The sequence below is a fragment of the Arcobacter sp. CECT 8989 genome (assembly GCF_004116715.1).
In the GTDB taxonomy this organism is placed as follows: Bacteria; Campylobacterota; Campylobacteria; order Campylobacterales; family Arcobacteraceae; genus Halarcobacter.
Window position 1 is genome coordinate 1 of record NZ_PDKE01000005.1, and the last position, 18,247, is coordinate 18,247.

Consider the following 18,247-nt stretch of genomic DNA (forward strand, 5'->3'; position numbering starts at 1 on the left):
GTTATTATGGTTCATTTAAAGATATGTTTGTTAATGCTCATTTAGCTCAGAATATCAAGCATGATGTTACTTCTCAAAGAGACTACTCTAATAGATTCCTACTTCAAGCTGGGTGGGTGTTTTAATAAATAAAAATAAACTAAAAAGCGAGCCTAATCGCTTGCCTTTTTTAGTTTTACTTCAATTTAGATAGAATTCCAAATAAAAATTAGGACAAAAAAATTGAATAACCCAAAAATACTATTTCCACTAGCTTTAATAGGAATCCTTAGCACATACTTTTTTGTATTTGGACAAGAAAAAACATTAGAAATAATAAAAGGTGAATATCTTTTTATCTTAGGCTTAATCCCATTATCACTTGCTTTCATATTTTTTAAAATTAAATTAAAAGATTATGAGTTAATAGACTTTAATAAAAACTCAAACTTATCTTTTAAATCTATTGTTATGTTTTTCCTTATCTTTCAAGTAGTTGACTACTTTAGTGAAGGAAGTTTTGAAGGTATGATTTCATTATGGTTTTTATATTGGGTTATGGGTGTAATTGCTCTACTTTTAATGGAAAATATAAACTTCTATAAAAACTACAAAATGATTTTTAAAAAAGTTTAGTAATAGTTAGAAAAATCACTATTGATAAAACTATCACAATAAAAAGAATCAAATACTCAAAAGCCTTTAACTTAGTAGAAATTAGCTCATCGATGAAGACACGAATATAGTGGTGAACTATCGCAAGTAAAGAGATAAAAAAGAACTTTGTATATATCCAATATCCACTTTGTAATAAAGCACTATTTTGTGCAATTAATACAACCCCTAAAATCACAGCAAAAACAAAAGAAAAAGAGGAAACATATCTATAAATAAAAATCTCTTTTTGCTTTAGTTTTTTTATTATTTGCAACTCTTTTATCTCAAGTAAACTTTTATGAAAAAAAAGCGTTTTTAGTAGGTAAATACTACTTGAAAACCAAATGATAATACTGATTAAATGAAATGCCTTTATTAACTCATAATAGTGCATTTTAAATCCTTTTTGTTTAATTTTTTTATTGTACAATCAAAACTAAATATAGTTTATATCATTTCACGAACAAAGGCACTTTTTGAATGCAAACTTTCCTTTAATGCTTTTTAACCTAATTTCTAATCTTTTAGAATCAAAATTTAACTTTGATAAAGAAAAATATTTAAAAGAAAATAATCTAAATAAAATAGATATCAAAGAGCTTAATGATTTATTAGATTTTTGTATTCAAGAATATAAAAGCTATGAAATCTTGATAGAATTATCAAAACAGGCAAAACCAAAAGATTTAGGAATTTTAGGATACTTAGTATTAAATTCATCCTCAATAGCTCATTGTTTAAAACTTCTTAGTACGTACTATTGTCTAATAGGAAATAGCATAAAACCTACTCTTTTAGAAACTAATGAATACTATAAGTTAAGTATTTATTCAAACTCGAAAGAAGAAGGTCTTTTAAATATTGAACACAATAAAATATTTATTCATCTATTTGCTTTTTTACACTTACTTAATGAGTTAAGTTCTAAAGAGATAGTTCCCAGATATATAAATCTAATGCAAGGTAAACTATTTGATACAAAGTACATTTCAAATATAAAAATCAACTTTTCACAAGATGAAAATGCAATTTATTTTGATAAGGATATTATAAATATCAATCTAATTTCAGCAAATAAAAATAGATTTGAATACTACAAAAATGAAGTAGAACAGCTACTAAATTTAAATCTAAACAAAGAAAGCTATGAAACAAAGGTCTCTGCTCTTGTTTTTTCTTCTATTATAGAACTTGATATATCTTTAGAGACTATTTCTAAAAAACTTGATTTACACCCAAGGGTTTTACAAAAAAGATTAAAAAAAGAAAATATAAGCTACTCTCAAATAGTTGAAGATATTAGAAAAAAACTTTGCTTGTATTACTTAAAAAAGGGACTTGATACAACTACTATCGCTATATATTTATGTTATAAAGAAACAAACTCTTTTTTTAGAAGTTTCAAGAAATGGTTCAATCAAACACCTAAGCAATATAGGAAAAAGTTATTGAAAAATAGATAACAATATCCAAGCTTTTGATTTAAATTTATTTAATTTTAATTGGAAGTAAAGATAAAAAGCTAAGTGCTTCAGGTAAAGAGAAACTTGCATCTTTTAAATCATTTGATTTAGGATCTATAAAATAGTTTCTTGATGTCTCAAAGTTTGCTTTTATTAAACTATTACTTATAAATGAAGAAAGCTCCAAGTCACAGTTATCAAAAATAGAACCTTCTAGGTTACATTCCTCAAAACCACTATCTTTAATAAGAGAGTTTTTAAATACTATTTTTCTTAAGTCTAAAAGATGAAAAGAGTTTTGTGAAATATTACAAGAGTCAAAACTAATATCAAAAGGTTCTTGACAAGAACTCCATGAAACACCTATAAGTTTTGAATTCTCAAACTTTACATCATTGAAAGTTGAAGACTTTAAAGTAATTAAAGATAAATCACAATTTATAAAAGTACATTCTGTAAATTTACAAGAGTGAATAAGTGCTTTGGAGAAGTCGCATTCTATAAAGGTACAATTATCAAAATAGATTTTGTACATCTCTTTTGATTTATATTCAATAAACTCTTCTTCCCAATAATCGTCAGTTTTAAACATGTTTTTCTTTTTAATTTAGATTTTATCATCATTATATTGAAAAATAAATTTTACTTTAAGATTAAATAATAGAAAAGTACAGTATAATGCACGCAATTAAAAAAGATGGTTCGAGTTACATCTTTAGTCTGCGTTATATTGATAGCCTTCGTTATACAGTACATCCAACCTATAGAGAACCTCATATTATGCTTTTAGAAATGATTTAAACAAAAAGGAATTACAATGGCAACATTAGTAAACGGAACAGTAAAATGGTTCAACAGTGAAAAAGGTTTCGGTTTTATCGAACAAAAAGATGGTGGAAAAGACGTATTTGTTCACTTTAGACAAATCAACAACCCAGGATATGGAAGAGTTTCTTTAGAAGAAGGTCAAGAAGTTTCATTTGAAATCGGTGAATCTGATAAAGGTCTTCAAGCAGAAAACGTTACTATTTTATAGTAATACTTTATAAAGTAGCAAATGCTACTTTATAAAACTTACTTTTTACTAATTAAAATTCCCCCAACTACAATCAAAACAATACCAATAAACGTAAAAGAATCAGGAAACTTATCTCCTAACATAACCCCAAAACCTAATGCAAATGGAATATTTGTGTAACTAACAACCCCAATAATACTAGCCTTGCTTAAACTATATGCCTTTGTTAAAAACCATTGTGAGCCTGTAGATATAATTGCCATAAAACCAATTAATGACCAAATAAAAGGGTCTGTATGTATTTGAAACTGTACATATGGAGTAAATAAAAACAATCCTAAAGGAATAAGCATACCAATTAACATGAATGAAAGCATGATTATTCTTGCATCATAGATATCTTTTACTTTTTTTATTGTGGCATATGCAGCAGCTGAGAAAAATCCACTTAAAACACCAAAGATATGGTCTATTGATATTTCTATTCCAAAAGGTTTCATAATAAATATAACTCCTACAAAACCTATAATAAGAGCAAAAAAAGTAGGTAAATTAACTTTTTCTTTCATAAGATAGTATGCAAGAATAGTTACAAAAAATGGCGATGTCTTATTTAAAACAACTGCTTCACCTAAAGGAATTGTAGAAATAGTATAAAAGAAAAGAACCATTGCGGTCCCACCAAATAGTCCTCTTAAGAAAAGTAGGTGAATTTTTGAAGGATTAAAAGATACTTTTATTTTCTGTAAACTATATAAAACAATCAATCCTCCTAGTAAGTTTCTATAAAAAACCACCTCTACAGGATCCATAGAATCAGATAATATTTTTGCGATTGCACCATTAAGTGCTCCAAAAAGAGAACTTAAAAGCATAAACAAAATACCTCTATCTATAGATTTCAATTTTTCTGACATTTAATTCCTTGATTATATTCTAAGCTTATAAACCACAATTTACATATTTGATTATAGATATTCTTGTAACAATCAAGTTTTTTTATATCTTTTTTTACTATTTTTCTAAAATAAGTTTTAAGTAAAATTCTTTCTTCTTTTTTAGTTAAATCAAATTCACAACAGATAGTTGCTAAATCAAAAAAACAATCACTAATTGAAGTATATTCCCAATCAATAAATTTGATTCTGTTTTTATTAAAAATTATGTTTTTGGGATTTAAATCATGGTGAGAGCAAACTAGCTGTTTTTTATAAGCTGTTAAATTTTTTATCTCTTTATTTAAGGCTAATATACTCTTTTTAGCTTTTTTACTGCTTAGATGATTATATTTTTTTAACTCTTCTTTCAAGTTAAGCTTTTTTGTTTGTACTTTTATACTGTGTAACTTTTTTATTGTTTTTACTAAATTTTTTAATTCTTTTTTTGATAACTTATATTTATGAACACCATTTAAATACTCACACACCATAAAAGTTTTATTGTTATCTAAAAATTGTGGCCTTCCTGCTATACCTTTTTTAAAAGCTTTTTTTTGAACTTTAAACTCAAACTCTCTACTTATATTTACTGTAGAGTCATTTTTAAAAACTCTTACTAAGTATCTCTTTTTTGAAGTTTTTAGTAGATAGTTTATATTACAAAAGCCTTGATTTTTAAGAAGTTTAAAACTTAAAAGCTTTTCATTTTCAAAGATATTATGCTGTTGTAGTTGCTTTTTTGTCATACTCTTCTTTCCACTTTTTAAAAGCTACAAAAGCTAAAACTGTATAAATTACAAATAAGATAGCCGTAAGATTAAGTCCTTTTTGAATATAGATATAAATAGAAACTACATCAATAACTATCCAATAAACCCAGTTTTCTAAAATCTTTTTTGCAAGCATATATGTTGCAAATACAGCAAATACAGTTGTAAAAGAGTCAATATATGCAAAATCTGCACTTGTATAATTTGCCATTACATAACCAAAAGATAAAGATATCAAAGTTAATACAAATATGATTTTTATATTTTTTATTAAACCGTAACTTGATACTTCAAGCTCTTGTTCTTTTAGTTTTCCACCATATTTCCAAGAGTACCAACCATAAACTGCCATGATAAGATAATATGCATTTAAAGCTGAGTCCATAAGTAAAGAGACATCAAAAAATAGTATTGTATAAATAAGTGTTGATATAAATGCAGCAGGCCAACACCAAAGGTTTTGTCTTACAGCAAGTAGTATATAAGCTATTGCTAAAAGCATGGCTATAGCTTCATAGGTACTCATCACATTTAGTGAATCAATAATTGTTTGTAAAAACTCTAAGATAACTTATCCTTCATATTCTTTTTAGTTTTATTTGTAGCAATTGCTTCAAAAGGATTATCAGGCCAATAGTGTTTTTTATACTTTGAAAACAACTCTTTTTTAACCTCAGCATATGAGTTTTCCCAAAAGCTTTTCAAATCATAAGTTATTTGAATAGGTCTTAATGCAGGACTTAAAAGATGAACTTGCAGAGCTATTTTATTGTTAAGTATCTTTGGAGTTTCATGCATCCCAAACATCTCTTGTATCTTTACTGCTAAAACAGGTGTAGCACTATCACTATAGTCTATTTTGATATTTGAACCACTAGGCACTTTTATATGAGTTGGAACAAGTGTGTCTAAAAGCTGTTGTTTATCCCAAGGAATGTATCCAAGTAGTATAGAGTATGTATCTAAAGACTCTAACTCTTTTACTGTTTTGATATCATGTAAATATGGCTCTAACCATGTAGAGATATCTTCTCTTAAATCCTCTTCTTTGAAACTTGGAAACTCTAAATCACTATTTTTATTTATAAAGTTTACTCTTTGTCTTAAGGCTTTTGCTTTTTTACTCCATGGTAAAAGCTCTAATCCCTCCTTTTTCAAAAGAGAACAAAGTAAAGTTGAAAAGTCTTGCTTTTCATCATTTATAGGTTTTGAAAAGAGTTCTAATTCGTAAAAGAAGTATTGCTCTTTTATATCAAACTTTTTATTCTCTTTATTATAAGTGATACTCTTTTTTATATTTATATCATCTTCAAACTCTTTTAAAATAGTATCTAAAGATATTCTTGATGCAAGACTTATATATGAATCTTTGTTCTTTGCATTTAGACTTGGTACTACTAAAAAGCTTTCATTAAATAGTGTATCTTCACTATTTAAAATTGCTCCCTTACCATTGCTTAGTTTGTATCTATTGTCATTTTTGCCTCTTTGCTCTGCAAGTCTATCTGGATATGCAAAAAGAGTTAAAACAGCTACAATCTGCTCATCTATTTTTTTATTTGGCTTTTCTATACTCTGTACTGCTTTTAACTTGCTAAACAGAAACTTTGCCCCTGCTAGAATATTTTTTGCTCTATGTTTATTTATAAAAGAGCTATCTATATCATTTTCATGTAAGTGTACGAACCTTGAATAGATATTTGTATCTTGGAAACTGCTTTTAAAAATATCTTTTTCAATTAAAAGTGAAGCTAAAAGACAAGCTTCATAGGCAAAGCCTATTTTATTTGCTCTTAAAATCATATATGCAAACCTAGGATGAACTCTTAAAGCAAGTGCTTTTTTACCTATAGTTGTTATCTCACTTTTCTCATCTAACATCTTTAGTTCTTGTAAAACTATTCTTGTACTATCTAAAACTTCTTTTGAAGGAGTATCTAATAGTTTTAGTTCACTAATATCTTCGCCCCAAAGAGCAACCTCAAGTAAAAATGAACTCAAATCAGTCCTTAATATCTCAGGTTTAGTTGACTCTTGCAGTATCTTACCCTTATGCCATAACTTATAGCACTTTCCATTACTTAGTCTTCCTGCTCTACCTGCTCTTTGAGTAGCTGAGTCTTGTGAGATAAAAACCTGTTCTAAATGGTTCATTGCATTTGAGTAGTTATAAAAAGATTGCTTTTCTAAGCCTGTATCTATTACTACTTTTACACCCTCTATTGTTAAAGAGGTTTGAGCAATATTTGTTGAAAGGATGATTTTTCTTTTATTTGATTTTAACTTTAGTATAGCCTTATCTTGTTTCTCTTTACTCAAACTTGAATATAAAGGTAATACTTCTATTTCTCTATCTTTTAGTTTTTCATTTAAAAGCTCTTGTAAACTATTTATCTCTTTAGCTCCTGATAGAAAAACTAAAATATCTCCTTCATCTTCATTTACTGCTTTTTGTACAGTATTTAATAAAACAGTGTTTATAGTTTTAAAATCAGGCTGTTTGATATTTGCATCTAAAAACACCTCTTCTACTTCATAAGATTTACCCTTTGAGCTTACAACTGGAACATCATCACCTAATAGTTTTGTTAGCTCCTTAGAGTTTAAAGTTGCAGACATAATAAGAAGTTTTAAATCCTCTCTTAGTAGCTCCTGTACTTGCAAGGATAGAGCAAGGGATAAATCACTATGAATACTTCTTTCATGGAACTCATCAAAGATGATTAAACCTACATCTTCTAAAGCTTGGTCACTTTGTAGTTTTCGTACCAATATTGCTTCTGTTACAACTAGAAGTTTAGTTTGCTTTGATTTACAACTATCCATCCTAACTTGATAACCAACAGTTTGCCCTACTTCTTCTCCTAGTAGTCTTGCCATTTGCTGGGCTACCATTCTTGCAGCTACTCGTCTTGGTTCTAACATGATTATCATTCTATCTTCAAGCCAAGACTCTTTTAAAAGTGAGATTGGCACAACTGTACTTTTTCCAGCTCCTGGTGGTGCTTGTAGTATAAGTGTTGAGTTTTGATTTAGTGTTTGTTTGATGTCATTTAAAACATCATAGATAGGCAAGTTCAATAAATCACTCACCATTTAATACAGACATAACAGTAGCTCTACTTGTCTTTAGTTCTTGTGTTATCTTACTTATATTTATATCGCCATTTTCTGTGTAGTACTCTTCATCATCTAGCATTCGTAAGATTTCATCTTTTTTATCAAGTATCTCTTGGGGAGTTTGTCTTTTTTGAAAAGTGAAATCCTCTTCACTCATAGTCTCCATAGCCGCTAAGTCTCTTTTGATAGTAGGAACTGTTACCTTAAGCTCTTTTGCTAAATCCTTTGGGTCTTCAATTCCTCTTTCAAGTAGTTCTCGTAAGGCTATTCTTCTAGTTTTCATTTTACGTCTACGGTGATATGAGATTTTCACTATTTTTCTTATCTATAATTTATTGTTTATACAAACTTTGAAGATAGTTCATTTAAAATCTTAGTTGACTCAAAAGAATCACCATTGTATTTTACAAGTTTTATTCCTTCACTTGTAAATGATTTTGCAGTATTTTTACAAGCTTTTTTAACTACAATATAATCACACTCTTTTAAAGCTCTTCCCATTTTATTGTGTTGCTCAATATGTTCAGCATCATCATGTGAATGGTCACAGGCATGGTCTTCTTCTGGATTACTATGGTCGATATCACTTCTAGGGTTTTGTTTTATTTCATCTAGATTAAAAGATTTGAACATTCCTGAGCCACTCATTGTATATACAGCAAACTTAGGAGTATGTCCTGCATTTGGGAAAAAGCTTAAATTTTCATCTTTTACTGGTATTGCTATTTTCATTTTATTCCTTGAAATTTTTATTTTTAAATTATTCTTCTATATATTGAAGTAAATCAGGTCTTTCTTTTGAACCCCATTTACACATCTCATCTAAAATAGGTATTAAAGACTCTCCTTTTTTTGTCAAGCTATATTCAACTTTAGGAGGTATGGAAGGATACTCTTTTCTATTTATTAACTTACTTGTTTCTAACTCTTTCAATTGAGAACTTAGCATTTTATAAGTAATTGAACCTATTTTTCTTTGTAATTCATTGTATCTTATGACCTTATATTCATCTAATAAATACAAAATTACCATTTTCCATTTCCCTGATATTAGAGATAATGTATAGCCAAAAGGTGTGTCTATTAGGGGCTTAAAGTCTGATTGTTTCATTTTTCTACTATCCTTTTGTATAGTATACTACAAAAAAGTACATACTTACATTTTGTTTTATTTTACAATACAATTCGCTCAAATTATATTAAAAGGTTTAAAATGAAGAAAATATTAGTAAATGTAGTACATCCAGATATTGAAAAATCAATAGTAAATAAAAGATTAATTGAAGGTATTCAAGATATGAAGAACATAACAATTAATAACTTATATGAAAAATATCTTGATTTTAAAATAGATGTAAAAGAAGAACAAAAACTACTTTTAGAACATGATACTATTCTTTTTCAGTTTCCGATGTATTGGTTTAGTTCTCCTTCTCTTTTAAAAGAATGGTTTGATGCAGTATTAGCGCCAGGTTTCGCCCATGCAGGAGCATCTATGCTAAAAGACAAAACTTTCGCAGTTGCCGTTTCTTGTGGTGGAGCTAAAAAAGCATTTTCTGCAACAGGAAAAGATAAAAAAACAGTTGAAGAATTTTTATATCCTTTTGAGATTACAGCAGAATATGTAAAAATGAATTATAAAAAAGCTTATATTACTTATGATACAGAAACAGTTTTAAGTGAAGAGACTCTTAATAAATATACACAAGATTATATTACTTATGTAAAAGAGTTATAAAAAGGGTTTATTCCCTTTTTAGTAACCCTTTTTTGTATCTATAAAAGGTGGAATAATACCTTTTTCAAAGTATTCTAAAATATTTTTTGAAGCTATCCTTGAAGCTGTTTTCATATTTGTAGGAGCTGAGATATGAGGTAGTACTGTTATATTTTCATTTTCCCAAAGAGAAGAACTACTAGGTAATGGCTCTATATCAAATACATCTAAAACAGCATGGCAAAGCTCTTTGTTATCTAATTTTTTAGATAAATATTCATAATCAATAATTGCCCCTCTAGCAAAGTTTATGATAGAAGCTTTATTATGTAGTAAGTCTAGCTTTGACTTATCAAGTAAGTTTTTTGTTTCATCTGTAAGAGGTAAAAGGCAAACTACGATATCAGCACTTTTTAAAGCTTGTGTTAAACCGTCATTTCCATAAAAAGTTTCAACACCTTTGATTTCTTTTTTACTTCTTGCCCACCCTGATACACTAAAACCATTCTCTTTTAGTTTTTTTGCACTTTTCTCTCCTAGATTACCTAAACCAAGAACTAAGATATTTCTCTCTTCTGGCAAAGTTTCTATATGCTGTTTCCATTGCTTTTGTTTTTGTTGTTTTAAATATAGTGGCATATTCTTATGCAAATATAAAGTCCATGCTAAAACTGATTCAGCCATAGTATTTGCAAGTTGTGGGTCAGTCATACGAACTATTTTAAAAGAAGAGTTAGGAAGGTCTTGAAGAAGTTTTTCAACTCCAGCCCAAAAGCTTTGTATCCATTTTAAGTTTTTTAGTTGAGCAATGTCTTTTGGATTTGGGTTTGCTACTATTGCTACAGTAGAAGATAGTTTTTGTTCTTCTGATAGCTTTTCAAAAAGTACTATTTCGTATTCACTCATTTGTCCTTGTAAATGCTCTAACCATAAATTTGTAGTCTCTTCATCACAACCACTTACAAAAGGTACTATCTTTTTCATGAATACTCCTACTTTATAAAATCTTTTCTATATCTTCTTTTAGTTTCTTTGAACTTTCATCTAATACTTTATCACTATTTTTAGAGATAAACTCTTCTAAGCCAGTTGTTTTTATAGGAAACTGTTTTGAATACTTTATAATCTCTTCTTCTAGTGTACTAACCCCTGCTTTTGTTTGTATTAAATAGATAGAAAAAGTGTTATCTTCTATACTAAATTTTACATGATTGAAATACACTTTTGCGTCTTTGAATATATAATCTAAAGTCAAAGTATCTTTTCTAAAGAAAGGAAATGCCTGTTTAGCCTCGCCTAAAATCTCAGTTATTAGAAAGTATCCTAAAGTATCAGCTGCCAAGTTATCACAAGAGATTCTTTTATCTTCTTTTTTAAAGTATTCATCAACTAATCTTACAAAAAAACTAGGAGACATAACTCCTATATCTTTTAGTAGTTCTTTATTTGTGTACTCAAATATTAAGTGTGAGTTTTGCTTTATAAAAGCTTTTAGTTCATTTTCTTGCATATAAGTACTCCTTTTAATCTTTTTTAGGAGCAAATGCCCCAGTTAAACTATCCAAGGCTACTACTTCAGTTGGTTGAAGGTTTTCGATATGTATATTTCCTATTCGCACTCTTACAAGTCTTAAAGTAGGAAATCCAGCGGATGCTGTCATCTTTCGTACTTGTCTGTTTTTGCCTTCGTTGATTGTGATTGATGCCCAAGAAGTTGGTCCGTGTCTTGACTTACGAATATTACGAGCACGTTCTGGCAAAGGTGGTTCACCTTCTATTTTTCTTACTTTACAAGGAAGAGTCATATATGTATTGCCTTTTACTACAATTTCAAGACCATTTTGCATTTTTTCTATTGCTTCATCTGTAATGATTCCATCTACTTGCACATAGTACTCTTTTTCAACACTTTTATCTCGTACTTTGTAACTTGCCATACCATCAGTAGTAAGTAATAGTAAACCTTCTGAATCCATATCTAACCTACCAATAGCCATAGTATCTTGCGGAAAATCATAATAATCACCCAATAGGGTTTTACTCTTTTTGGGTTTTGGTCTAAACTGACTTACACAGCCCCATGGTTTAAACATTTTGAAGTGGTGGTGTTTTTGAGATGATTGATATTGTTTTGTTAAGTTTTCTTTATTAATTGTAGTCATTTATAAATCTTTTAGTTCTTTTATCAAATATTATATTTTTGTATTAAAGTAGTGACAGGGGAGTGATGAATTCCCCCTATCGTTAATATGCTCTTACTACAAGAATAAAAAACAATATCAACAGTATCACTACAAACTTTTTTGACAATGTAGGCTCCTTTTAAGAACACTCCCACCCAGCACTACCCGCATTTTTTACAAAAAAAAAGGCAGAGCTTAAAAGCTCCACCTTCTCAGTGCCTTTAATCAGGTCATCACTCCTGATAGAGGTACATTGTCATTAAGTTGTAAAAGTATTTTAACAAGAAAGCTATTTTTTGTCAAATAATTAAATTTTTGTAATATTATAAATATTTAATACTTACTTGATTTAAAATATATTCTGTAAAATCTTTAGATTTTGCAATATTTATTAAATTTTTATCAGGATTTTGCTCTAAATAAGAATCAATAACTAGTATTAAGAACTCAATTGTTTTATTAAAAAGTTCTTCATTTATTTCCTCTATATTTAAATTTGATATTTCATTAAAGTTCACTTCCCTTTTCTGATAATACTCTTTTAAAATTGTACAACCTAAATGTAACTTAAAATTTGCAGTCTTTAGTTTAATCTCAGAATTATTATATTTACTCCAATAATAATGACATTTTTTATTAATTAAACAACAATTTAAATATCCTTTAAAATCTTTTTCTGGATTAAAAATCTTATTATATGTATTCTCTTTTTTAAATAATGAAGTAGGTGAAGCCCTTGCAGTATGGGGCTCATTATAAATAATAGATTCTATTGACTGAGCTGCATATTGAATACTAAATATTTTAGAAGAAGGCTTACCTAGATTTTTATAATAATTTTTTCTTCTATCATAGTAATATCCTTTATTTTCAAAGAATAATTCTAAATTACGCTGAATAGGTTCTGTTGCTCTTAAAATAGTTGCAGAAACTGGATTTTGACTATTAGTTGATGCAATAATATTATCAGTTGTTGCTTTATTATTGTTTATTACTACCTTAACCAAAACAGATCTATTATCATCTTCATTTGAATTATAATTATTAAAAATTGTATATGAAGTCTGCAAACCATTTACTATTTGGATATTTTCAATTGATAATTGTTTACCAACTTCATTTGGATTTTCTGCAATAATTGTTATACCATTATTAAGCCACCAAAAGTCTTCATCAGTTATATTTTCAATTGTTTTTTTTATCTTTTTATTTACATCTACTGCTCCTTGGAAATGTCTTATATTACTTTCAAATAAGTCATCTCTAATTTCACCACTTTCTGAAGTTAAAAATTCTTTATACTTAGATAATCTTACAGTACCAATATAACCTATACCTTGATTATTATAATCAGTAGATAATGGTCTATCTTTAAACTCAAGAAGAAGTCTATTTACTCTCTGTTTCTGATATAAAGAAAGTAGCTCTGCACTACTAAAATTATAAAAGGCAATTCTTGGTGAAGATAAACAGGCTTTTGTTACCTCTTTTAATTGAATTACCTTCTCTTCATAAACATTATTAATCTCTACTCTTGGTGCATTTGTAGCATACATATAATCTACAGATATTTGACCACCACCGATAGCAGTTTTTTTCCAAGTCTCAGTTAAAAGTATAACTTGGTTAACTAAATCTGAATTAAATCTACTCAATAATGCTTCTTCATTTTTTTCTAAATCCAAAATTACAGGCATTGTTGTAATTAGTTTATCTAAAGAACTTTCTTTAAATGAATTCTCTTTTTTACACTGTGTAATTATAAATTTACTTTTTGTTTTATTTGAAAATTCGAAGCTCTCCAAATTATCTAAATTTTCTATATATTCATCATCAATAAAAATCATTACGGAATCAATTCCACCATCATTACTACCGTCAACGATTGACTGTTCAATATTCTCAAATGTAATGTTTCTACTCTTATGAATTTGTGATAATGCAAATAATTCAAAAACTTCACTTTGATTTAAGTCAAGTTCATTCAACTCTGCGAAAGTATTAATACAGCCTTCTAATATAATTTTATTATTACTCATAAAATAAACTCCTTATAAAAAGGATATCATAATTATGTCACATATATGTCACAATTCAAAAATAAAATAAGTTAATAAAATCAATTATTAATATATTTTTATTCGGATTATATATTGATATTCTAATTCTTTAACTTACGATATAAATTTTGATTACGCAAAATTCGTCCAACGCAGTCCTGAAACCCCATCATAATGTGATAAGCATTATGATTATGGTACTGAATCATTTCTTTATGATTTGCATACTTAACTAAAAAGCCAACAAAAGTGGGGAACTTAACTTCAATTTGATTAAATGATTCATCATGCATTAATGAGTGTTTATATCCATTAAAAAGATTATTTAAAATTTCAAGGAATTTCGTTCTATCTTTTTCATATATGTCATTTCCTATAATAATATCTTTTATAATCGAACTCTTTAACTTTGGAGAAAATATTGAACCAATAGATTCACAACTAAGTTTTTTAGTTTTTTCAAAAGATGCGAAGTTTACCATTAAATCTGTTAACTGAACTAAGGAATCAAGTACTCTACGCATAATAAAGATTATTGTTTCCATCTCAGTTTTAAACTCATATATAAGAGAAGGCTCAAATATATTAGATTCTTTAATTGGTGAAAATAAAATATTATTTCCATTGCCTTGAAATATTGAACGATGCATTTCAATGCATTGAGAAAACTTTTTATTGATAACTATAAGAGATTGATAAATTCTTGTACCTACTAAAGCTGAACTACATAATTGAGGCATACTTGGGTAATGCATAAAATCATAGATATTTGGTTCTAAAAACACAAATGTATTCATTTTACGACCTGCATCATAATTAATTTCTATCCAAGTAGGTCGCCAAAATCCATCTTTTACTATTTTCCATTGATTATTTTCAAAAATAGGGATTTCATCATCCTTACACTGTTCTAAAGGTGGCTTTTTTATAGTTGATCCAAATGGAATTTCTAGCCCTTTTTCAGCTTTTTCTTTATGCATATCATTGCTATCTTCAGAATAAAGATAAAATTTATAATATGGATCATAATGATGAAGTTGCATTTTTACTCCAATCTAAAACACATGTTTTATATAGTCTTGTTTTTATTAATTATTAACTTTAAGTTGCTTCTATTATATAAATTAATAAGAAATCTTACTTAATTTTGGTATAACAGTAGATTTTTAATTTAGATAAAGAAGAGAAGAAAATTAGCGAGGGAGTTTACAATTAGTAAATGACCGACGCTAATTTTATTTTATGATGCAGTATTAATTAAAAAGATACTGTTTTATTTTATTCCCACTCGATAGTTGCTGGTGGCTTAGAAGAGATATCATAAACAACTCTATTAATCCCATCAACTTCATTGATAATTCTTCTAGAAATAGTTTCTAAAATATCATGTGGAATATGTGCAAATGTAGCAGTCATACCATCAGTAGCTTCTACGATTCTAACACATACAGTGTTGTCATAAGTTCTGTTATCACCCATAACACCTACAGATTTTACGTTTAATAGTACTGTAAATGCTTGCCAAGTTTTATCATATAATCCAGTTGCATGTAATACATCTAACATGATAGTATCAGCTTTTCTAAGTAGCTCTAAATCAGGCTTATTAACATCACCCATAACTCTAATAGCTAGTCCTGGTCCAGGGAAAGGATGTCTTCCAATCATATCTTTTGGTAATCCAAGCTCTAATCCTAAAAGTCTTACTTCATCTTTGAAGATTTCTCTTAATGGCTCGATTAATTCAAATGTCATCCAATCAGGTAATCCACCTACATTGTGGTGAGATTTGATAGTTTTTGAAGGTCCTTTTACAGAAACTGACTCAATAACATCTGTATAAAGTGTACCTTGAGCTAAGAACTCGATTCCATCGTGTTTTTTAGCTTCTTCATCAAATACTTTGATGAAAGTTTCACCGATGATTTTTCTTTTTGTTTCAGGGTCTGTAACACCTGCTAATTTTGAAAGGAACTCTTCAGATGCATCAACAGTGATTAAATCTACACCTCTAGATTTAAACATAGCTTCAACTTGTTCTCTTTCATTTGCTCTTAATAATCCATTATCAACAAATACTGGAATTAGTTGGTCACCGATTGCTTCAGCTAAAAGTGTAGCAACAACAGAAGAATCAACTCCTCCTGATACACCACATAGTACTTTTTTGCTTCCTACAGTATCTTGGATTTTTTTGATTTGCTCTTTAGCAAATGAACCCATATTCCAAGTTGATTCACAACCACAAATGTGTTTTGCGAAGTTTTTAAGGATTTTTGCACCTTGCTCTGAGTGGTAAACTTCTGGGTGGAATTGGAATGCATAAATTCTTTCTTCTAAATTTGCAATTGCTGCAAATGGAGAGTTTTCAGATGTACCAATAACTTCAAAACCATCAGCTAGTTGGTCAACTTTGTCACCGTGAGACATCCATACAGTTTGTCCATCAGTAGTATCTTTGAAAATATCACTTTGACTTTCAAAAGTTAATTTTGCTTTTCCATATTCATGATGATCAGCTGGAATTACACTTCCACCAAAGAATTGAGAAATAAGCTGCATACCGTAACAGATTCCTAAAATAGGAAGACCTAGATTAAAAATCTCTTCATCTGGGTGATATGCATCGTTTGCGTAAACTGAAGCTGGTCCACCTGAAAGGATAATACCCTTTGGTGTTCTTGCTAGAATATCTTCAATTCTTTCATTGTAAGGTACAATTTCAGAATAAACACCTGCTTCTCTAAGTTTTCTTGCAATAATTTGTGTATATTGACTACCAAAATCTAATACAACTATTGGTACATGTTTCATTAAACAGATTCCTTTGTTTTTAAAGTATCCGCGATTATATCTAAAGTGTGATTTGAAATTAATTAATAGAAGAGAAAAAAATAAAGAGAAAACTGTATGAAGGGAAAACCTTCATACAATTATATTTGGTAGTTATCCGATGTGATAGAAACCTAAAACTTCGTATTGTAAGTACCAAACTGCAACAGATACAAAGTATCCAATTACAATAGTCCACGCTAATTTCATGTGTGAACCGAAAGTATAAATTCCATGTAATTTACCCATTACACCAACACCTGCTGCTGAACCAAATGAAATCATAGAACCACCAACACCTGCTGTAAGTGTTACAAGCATCCATTGGTCAAGTCCCATTTCTGGGCTAGCTTTAAGTACTGCTGACATAACTGGTACGTTATCAACGATAGCTGATAAGAAACCTACACCGATATTTGACCAAGTTGGACCTAATACATCTGGTTGGTAAACAACAACTGCCAAACCTAACCATCCGATGAAATATAAAGCACCAACTGCTGCTAAAATACCAAAGAAGAACATTAATGTATTGTTTTCAATTTTAGCCATTGAGTGGAAAATATTGAAGTGATCAGTACCATATTTTCTTTTTAAACCATAAGAATAAACTTTAAGTAAAGAAAGACCGAACATCATACCCCACATTGCTGGTAAATGTAATACTTGGTGAGACATTACAGCACAAAAGATTGTAAATACACCAAGTCCCATAACTACTTTAGCACCTTCAGCCATTTCTGGTTTTTTCTCTTTAGATGCATCAAATTGAGGCTTATCATCAGGAACAAACTTAGCTAATAAATAAGCTGTTACTAAATAACCAGTTACTGAAGCCGGGAATAAGAATAAAAAGTCTGTAAATGTTCCCTTACCTGCAGTCCAAGCCATAAGTGTAGTAATATCACCAAATGGAGACCAAGCACCACCAGCATTTGCTGCAACAACAATATTAATAGCACCTGGAACTAAGAAATCTTTTCTTGTTTTTTCAATTGTAATTAATACTGTAGAAAGAATTAATGCAGTAGTTAAGTTATCTGCAATAGGAGATAAGAAGAATGCGATAAAACCAGTTACCCAGAACATTTTCTTATAACTATAACCTTTAGATACAAGATTATATTTTAATCTATCAAATACACCCATATGAATTAATGACTCAATATAAGTCATAGCAACAAATAGGAAGAAGAAAATTCCTGCAATTTCTAAAATTAAGTGTTGTGCTTCAATGTGTACAAGACCTAAGTCTAGACCATTTAGCGCATAATATAAAGCAACTAACATAAACATAAAAGTACCAATAAATAAAGCAGGTTTCGCTTTATCAATCTCATACTTTTCTTCAGCTGCTACAAAATAATAACCGACAACAAAAATAAATAAACACGCAAACCCAACCCATGTCATAGTTAAGTCAGGTGCAACTGCTCCTGCTCCCGAAGGACCACTTGCAGCAAATAATGTTATAGATGACAGAACCAACACCATCAACAATTTCAACATT

Annotated in this window: 20 protein-coding genes; 4 read left to right on the plus strand and 16 right to left on the minus strand. The window is 28.9% G+C overall.

Features of this window, described 5'->3' with window-relative positions:
- The first annotated feature begins 222 nt into the window (after positions 1–222).
- Positions 223–615 (plus strand): hypothetical protein, encoded by a 393-nt coding sequence (locus CRV02_RS05910; protein ID WP_129083300.1) that lies wholly within the window; start codon positions 223–225, stop codon positions 613–615.
- On the opposite strand, the gene CRV02_RS05915 is transcribed toward CRV02_RS05910, so the two are convergent.
- Positions 602–1,030 (minus strand): CopD family protein, encoded by a 429-nt coding sequence (locus tag CRV02_RS05915; RefSeq protein WP_129089553.1) that lies wholly within the window; start codon positions 1,028–1,030, stop codon positions 602–604. The genes CRV02_RS05910 and CRV02_RS05915 overlap by 14 nt on opposite strands.
- An 82-nt stretch (positions 1,031–1,112) precedes the next feature.
- On the opposite strand from CRV02_RS05915, the gene CRV02_RS05920 reads away from it, so the two are divergent.
- Positions 1,113–2,099, plus strand: a complete 987-nt coding sequence (locus tag CRV02_RS05920; RefSeq protein ID WP_129089554.1) for an AraC family transcriptional regulator — start codon at positions 1,113–1,115, stop codon at positions 2,097–2,099.
- Positions 2,100–2,124: 25 nt separating this feature from the next.
- On the opposite strand, the gene CRV02_RS05925 is transcribed toward CRV02_RS05920, so the two are convergent.
- A complete protein-coding gene (locus CRV02_RS05925) occupies positions 2,125–2,691 on the minus strand; it encodes a pentapeptide repeat-containing protein (protein ID WP_129089555.1) in 567 nt (188 codons plus the stop codon).
- 225 nt (positions 2,692–2,916) lie between these two features.
- On the opposite strand from CRV02_RS05925, the gene CRV02_RS05930 reads away from it, so the two are divergent.
- Positions 2,917–3,135 carry a cold-shock protein gene (locus CRV02_RS05930; RefSeq protein WP_129089556.1) on the plus strand — a complete coding sequence of 73 codons (219 nt, stop codon included), beginning with the start codon at positions 2,917–2,919 and terminating at the stop codon, positions 3,133–3,135.
- A 38-nt stretch (positions 3,136–3,173) separates the two neighbouring features.
- On the opposite strand, the gene CRV02_RS05935 is transcribed toward CRV02_RS05930, so the two are convergent.
- Genes CRV02_RS05935 through CRV02_RS05965 form a run of 7 tightly spaced genes read right to left on the minus strand, consistent with a single transcriptional unit; the run spans position 3,174 to position 9,056 of the window.
- Positions 3,174–4,034: a DMT family transporter gene (locus CRV02_RS05935; protein ID WP_258239238.1), complete on the minus strand. Its 861-nt coding sequence runs from the start codon at positions 4,032–4,034 to the stop codon at positions 3,174–3,176.
- Positions 4,019–4,801 (minus strand): choline/ethanolamine kinase family protein, encoded by a 783-nt coding sequence (locus CRV02_RS05940; RefSeq protein WP_129089557.1) that lies wholly within the window; start codon positions 4,799–4,801, stop codon positions 4,019–4,021. Before CRV02_RS05940 ends, CRV02_RS05935 begins: the two co-directional genes overlap by 16 nt.
- A complete protein-coding gene (pnuC, locus tag CRV02_RS05945; RefSeq protein ID WP_129089558.1) occupies positions 4,773–5,351 on the minus strand; it encodes a nicotinamide riboside transporter PnuC in 579 nt (192 codons plus the stop codon). Before pnuC ends, CRV02_RS05940 begins: the two co-directional genes overlap by 29 nt.
- 35 nt (positions 5,352–5,386) lie before the next feature.
- Positions 5,387–7,906: an ATP-dependent helicase HrpB gene (hrpB, locus tag CRV02_RS05950; RefSeq protein ID WP_164968966.1), complete on the minus strand. Its 2,520-nt coding sequence runs from the start codon at positions 7,904–7,906 to the stop codon at positions 5,387–5,389.
- A 4-nt stretch (positions 7,907–7,910) separates the two neighbouring features.
- Positions 7,911–8,228 (minus strand): hypothetical protein, encoded by a 318-nt coding sequence (locus CRV02_RS05955; protein WP_258239239.1) that lies wholly within the window; start codon positions 8,226–8,228, stop codon positions 7,911–7,913.
- Positions 8,229–8,284: 56 nt separating this feature from the next.
- Positions 8,285–8,677, minus strand: coding sequence for a hypothetical protein (locus CRV02_RS05960; protein WP_129089561.1), 393 nt, complete (start codon positions 8,675–8,677; stop codon positions 8,285–8,287).
- A gap of 28 nt (positions 8,678–8,705) precedes the next feature.
- Positions 8,706–9,056 (minus strand): helix-turn-helix domain-containing protein, encoded by a 351-nt coding sequence (locus tag CRV02_RS05965; protein WP_129089562.1) that lies wholly within the window; start codon positions 9,054–9,056, stop codon positions 8,706–8,708.
- Positions 9,057–9,158: 102 nt separating this feature from the next.
- Between CRV02_RS05965 and CRV02_RS05970 the strand changes: the two genes are divergently transcribed.
- Complete coding sequence (locus tag CRV02_RS05970; RefSeq protein ID WP_129089563.1) at positions 9,159–9,683, plus strand: NAD(P)H-dependent oxidoreductase; 525 nt, start codon at positions 9,159–9,161, stop codon at positions 9,681–9,683.
- A gap of 18 nt (positions 9,684–9,701) precedes the next feature.
- Here the strand turns inward: CRV02_RS05970 and CRV02_RS05975 are convergent, their stop codons facing one another.
- From CRV02_RS05975 to nhaD, 7 genes are all read right to left on the minus strand, one after another.
- Positions 9,702–10,646: an NAD(P)-dependent oxidoreductase gene (locus CRV02_RS05975; protein WP_129089564.1), complete on the minus strand. Its 945-nt coding sequence runs from the start codon at positions 10,644–10,646 to the stop codon at positions 9,702–9,704.
- Between the two features lie 13 nt (positions 10,647–10,659).
- A complete protein-coding gene (locus tag CRV02_RS05980; protein ID WP_129089565.1) occupies positions 10,660–11,172 on the minus strand; it encodes a hypothetical protein in 513 nt (170 codons plus the stop codon).
- A 13-nt stretch (positions 11,173–11,185) separates the two neighbouring features.
- Positions 11,186–11,824: a pseudouridine synthase gene (locus CRV02_RS05985; RefSeq protein WP_129089566.1), complete on the minus strand. Its 639-nt coding sequence runs from the start codon at positions 11,822–11,824 to the stop codon at positions 11,186–11,188.
- A 344-nt stretch (positions 11,825–12,168) separates the two neighbouring features.
- Positions 12,169–13,884 (minus strand): AIPR family protein, encoded by a 1,716-nt coding sequence (locus CRV02_RS05990; RefSeq protein WP_129089567.1) that lies wholly within the window; start codon positions 13,882–13,884, stop codon positions 12,169–12,171.
- A 122-nt stretch (positions 13,885–14,006) separates the two neighbouring features.
- Complete coding sequence (locus tag CRV02_RS05995) at positions 14,007–14,948, minus strand: hypothetical protein (protein ID WP_129089568.1); 942 nt, start codon at positions 14,946–14,948, stop codon at positions 14,007–14,009.
- Positions 14,949–15,183: 235 nt separating this feature from the next.
- On the minus strand, positions 15,184–16,719 hold the full coding sequence (gene guaA / locus CRV02_RS06000) for a glutamine-hydrolyzing GMP synthase (RefSeq protein ID WP_129089569.1): 1,536 nt from the start codon (positions 16,717–16,719) through the stop codon (positions 15,184–15,186).
- A 132-nt stretch (positions 16,720–16,851) separates the two neighbouring features.
- A complete protein-coding gene (gene nhaD / locus CRV02_RS06005; protein WP_129089570.1) occupies positions 16,852–18,246 on the minus strand; it encodes a sodium:proton antiporter NhaD in 1,395 nt (464 codons plus the stop codon).
- Position 18,247 lies beyond the last annotated feature (1 nt).

Bases quoted from the DNA above. Each gene is read 5' to 3' on its own strand.
- CRV02_RS05915 (WP_129089553.1), bottom strand. From the start codon at position 1,030: ATGCACTATTATGAGTTAATAAAGGCATTTCATTTAATCAGTATTATC.
- CRV02_RS05925 (WP_129089555.1), bottom strand. From the start codon at position 2,691: ATGTTTAAAACTGACGATTATTGGGAAGAAGAGTTTATTGAATATAAA.
- CRV02_RS05930 (WP_129089556.1), top strand. From the start codon at position 2,917: ATGGCAACATTAGTAAACGGAACAGTAAAATGGTTCAACAGTGAAAAA.
- CRV02_RS05935 (WP_258239238.1), bottom strand. From the start codon at position 4,034: ATGTCAGAAAAATTGAAATCTATAGATAGAGGTATTTTGTTTATGCTT.
- CRV02_RS05940 (WP_129089557.1), bottom strand. From the start codon at position 4,801: ATGACAAAAAAGCAACTACAACAGCATAATATCTTTGAAAATGAAAAG.
- pnuC (WP_129089558.1), bottom strand. From the start codon at position 5,351: ATGAGTACCTATGAAGCTATAGCCATGCTTTTAGCAATAGCTTATATA.
- CRV02_RS05955 (WP_258239239.1), bottom strand. From the start codon at position 8,228: ATGAAAACTAGAAGAATAGCCTTACGAGAACTACTTGAAAGAGGAATT.
- CRV02_RS05960 (WP_129089561.1), bottom strand. From the start codon at position 8,677: ATGAAAATAGCAATACCAGTAAAAGATGAAAATTTAAGCTTTTTCCCA.
- CRV02_RS05965 (WP_129089562.1), bottom strand. From the start codon at position 9,056: ATGAAACAATCAGACTTTAAGCCCCTAATAGACACACCTTTTGGCTAT.
- CRV02_RS05970 (WP_129089563.1), top strand. From the start codon at position 9,159: ATGAAGAAAATATTAGTAAATGTAGTACATCCAGATATTGAAAAATCA.
- CRV02_RS05975 (WP_129089564.1), bottom strand. From the start codon at position 10,646: ATGAAAAAGATAGTACCTTTTGTAAGTGGTTGTGATGAAGAGACTACA.
- CRV02_RS05980 (WP_129089565.1), bottom strand. From the start codon at position 11,172: ATGCAAGAAAATGAACTAAAAGCTTTTATAAAGCAAAACTCACACTTA.
- CRV02_RS05985 (WP_129089566.1), bottom strand. From the start codon at position 11,824: ATGACTACAATTAATAAAGAAAACTTAACAAAACAATATCAATCATCT.
- CRV02_RS05990 (WP_129089567.1), bottom strand. From the start codon at position 13,884: ATGAGTAATAATAAAATTATATTAGAAGGCTGTATTAATACTTTCGCA.
- CRV02_RS05995 (WP_129089568.1), bottom strand. From the start codon at position 14,948: ATGCAACTTCATCATTATGATCCATATTATAAATTTTATCTTTATTCT.
- guaA (WP_129089569.1), bottom strand. From the start codon at position 16,719: ATGAAACATGTACCAATAGTTGTATTAGATTTTGGTAGTCAATATACA.
- nhaD (WP_129089570.1), bottom strand. From the start codon at position 18,246: ATGTTGAAATTGTTGATGGTGTTGGTTCTGTCATCTATAACATTATTT.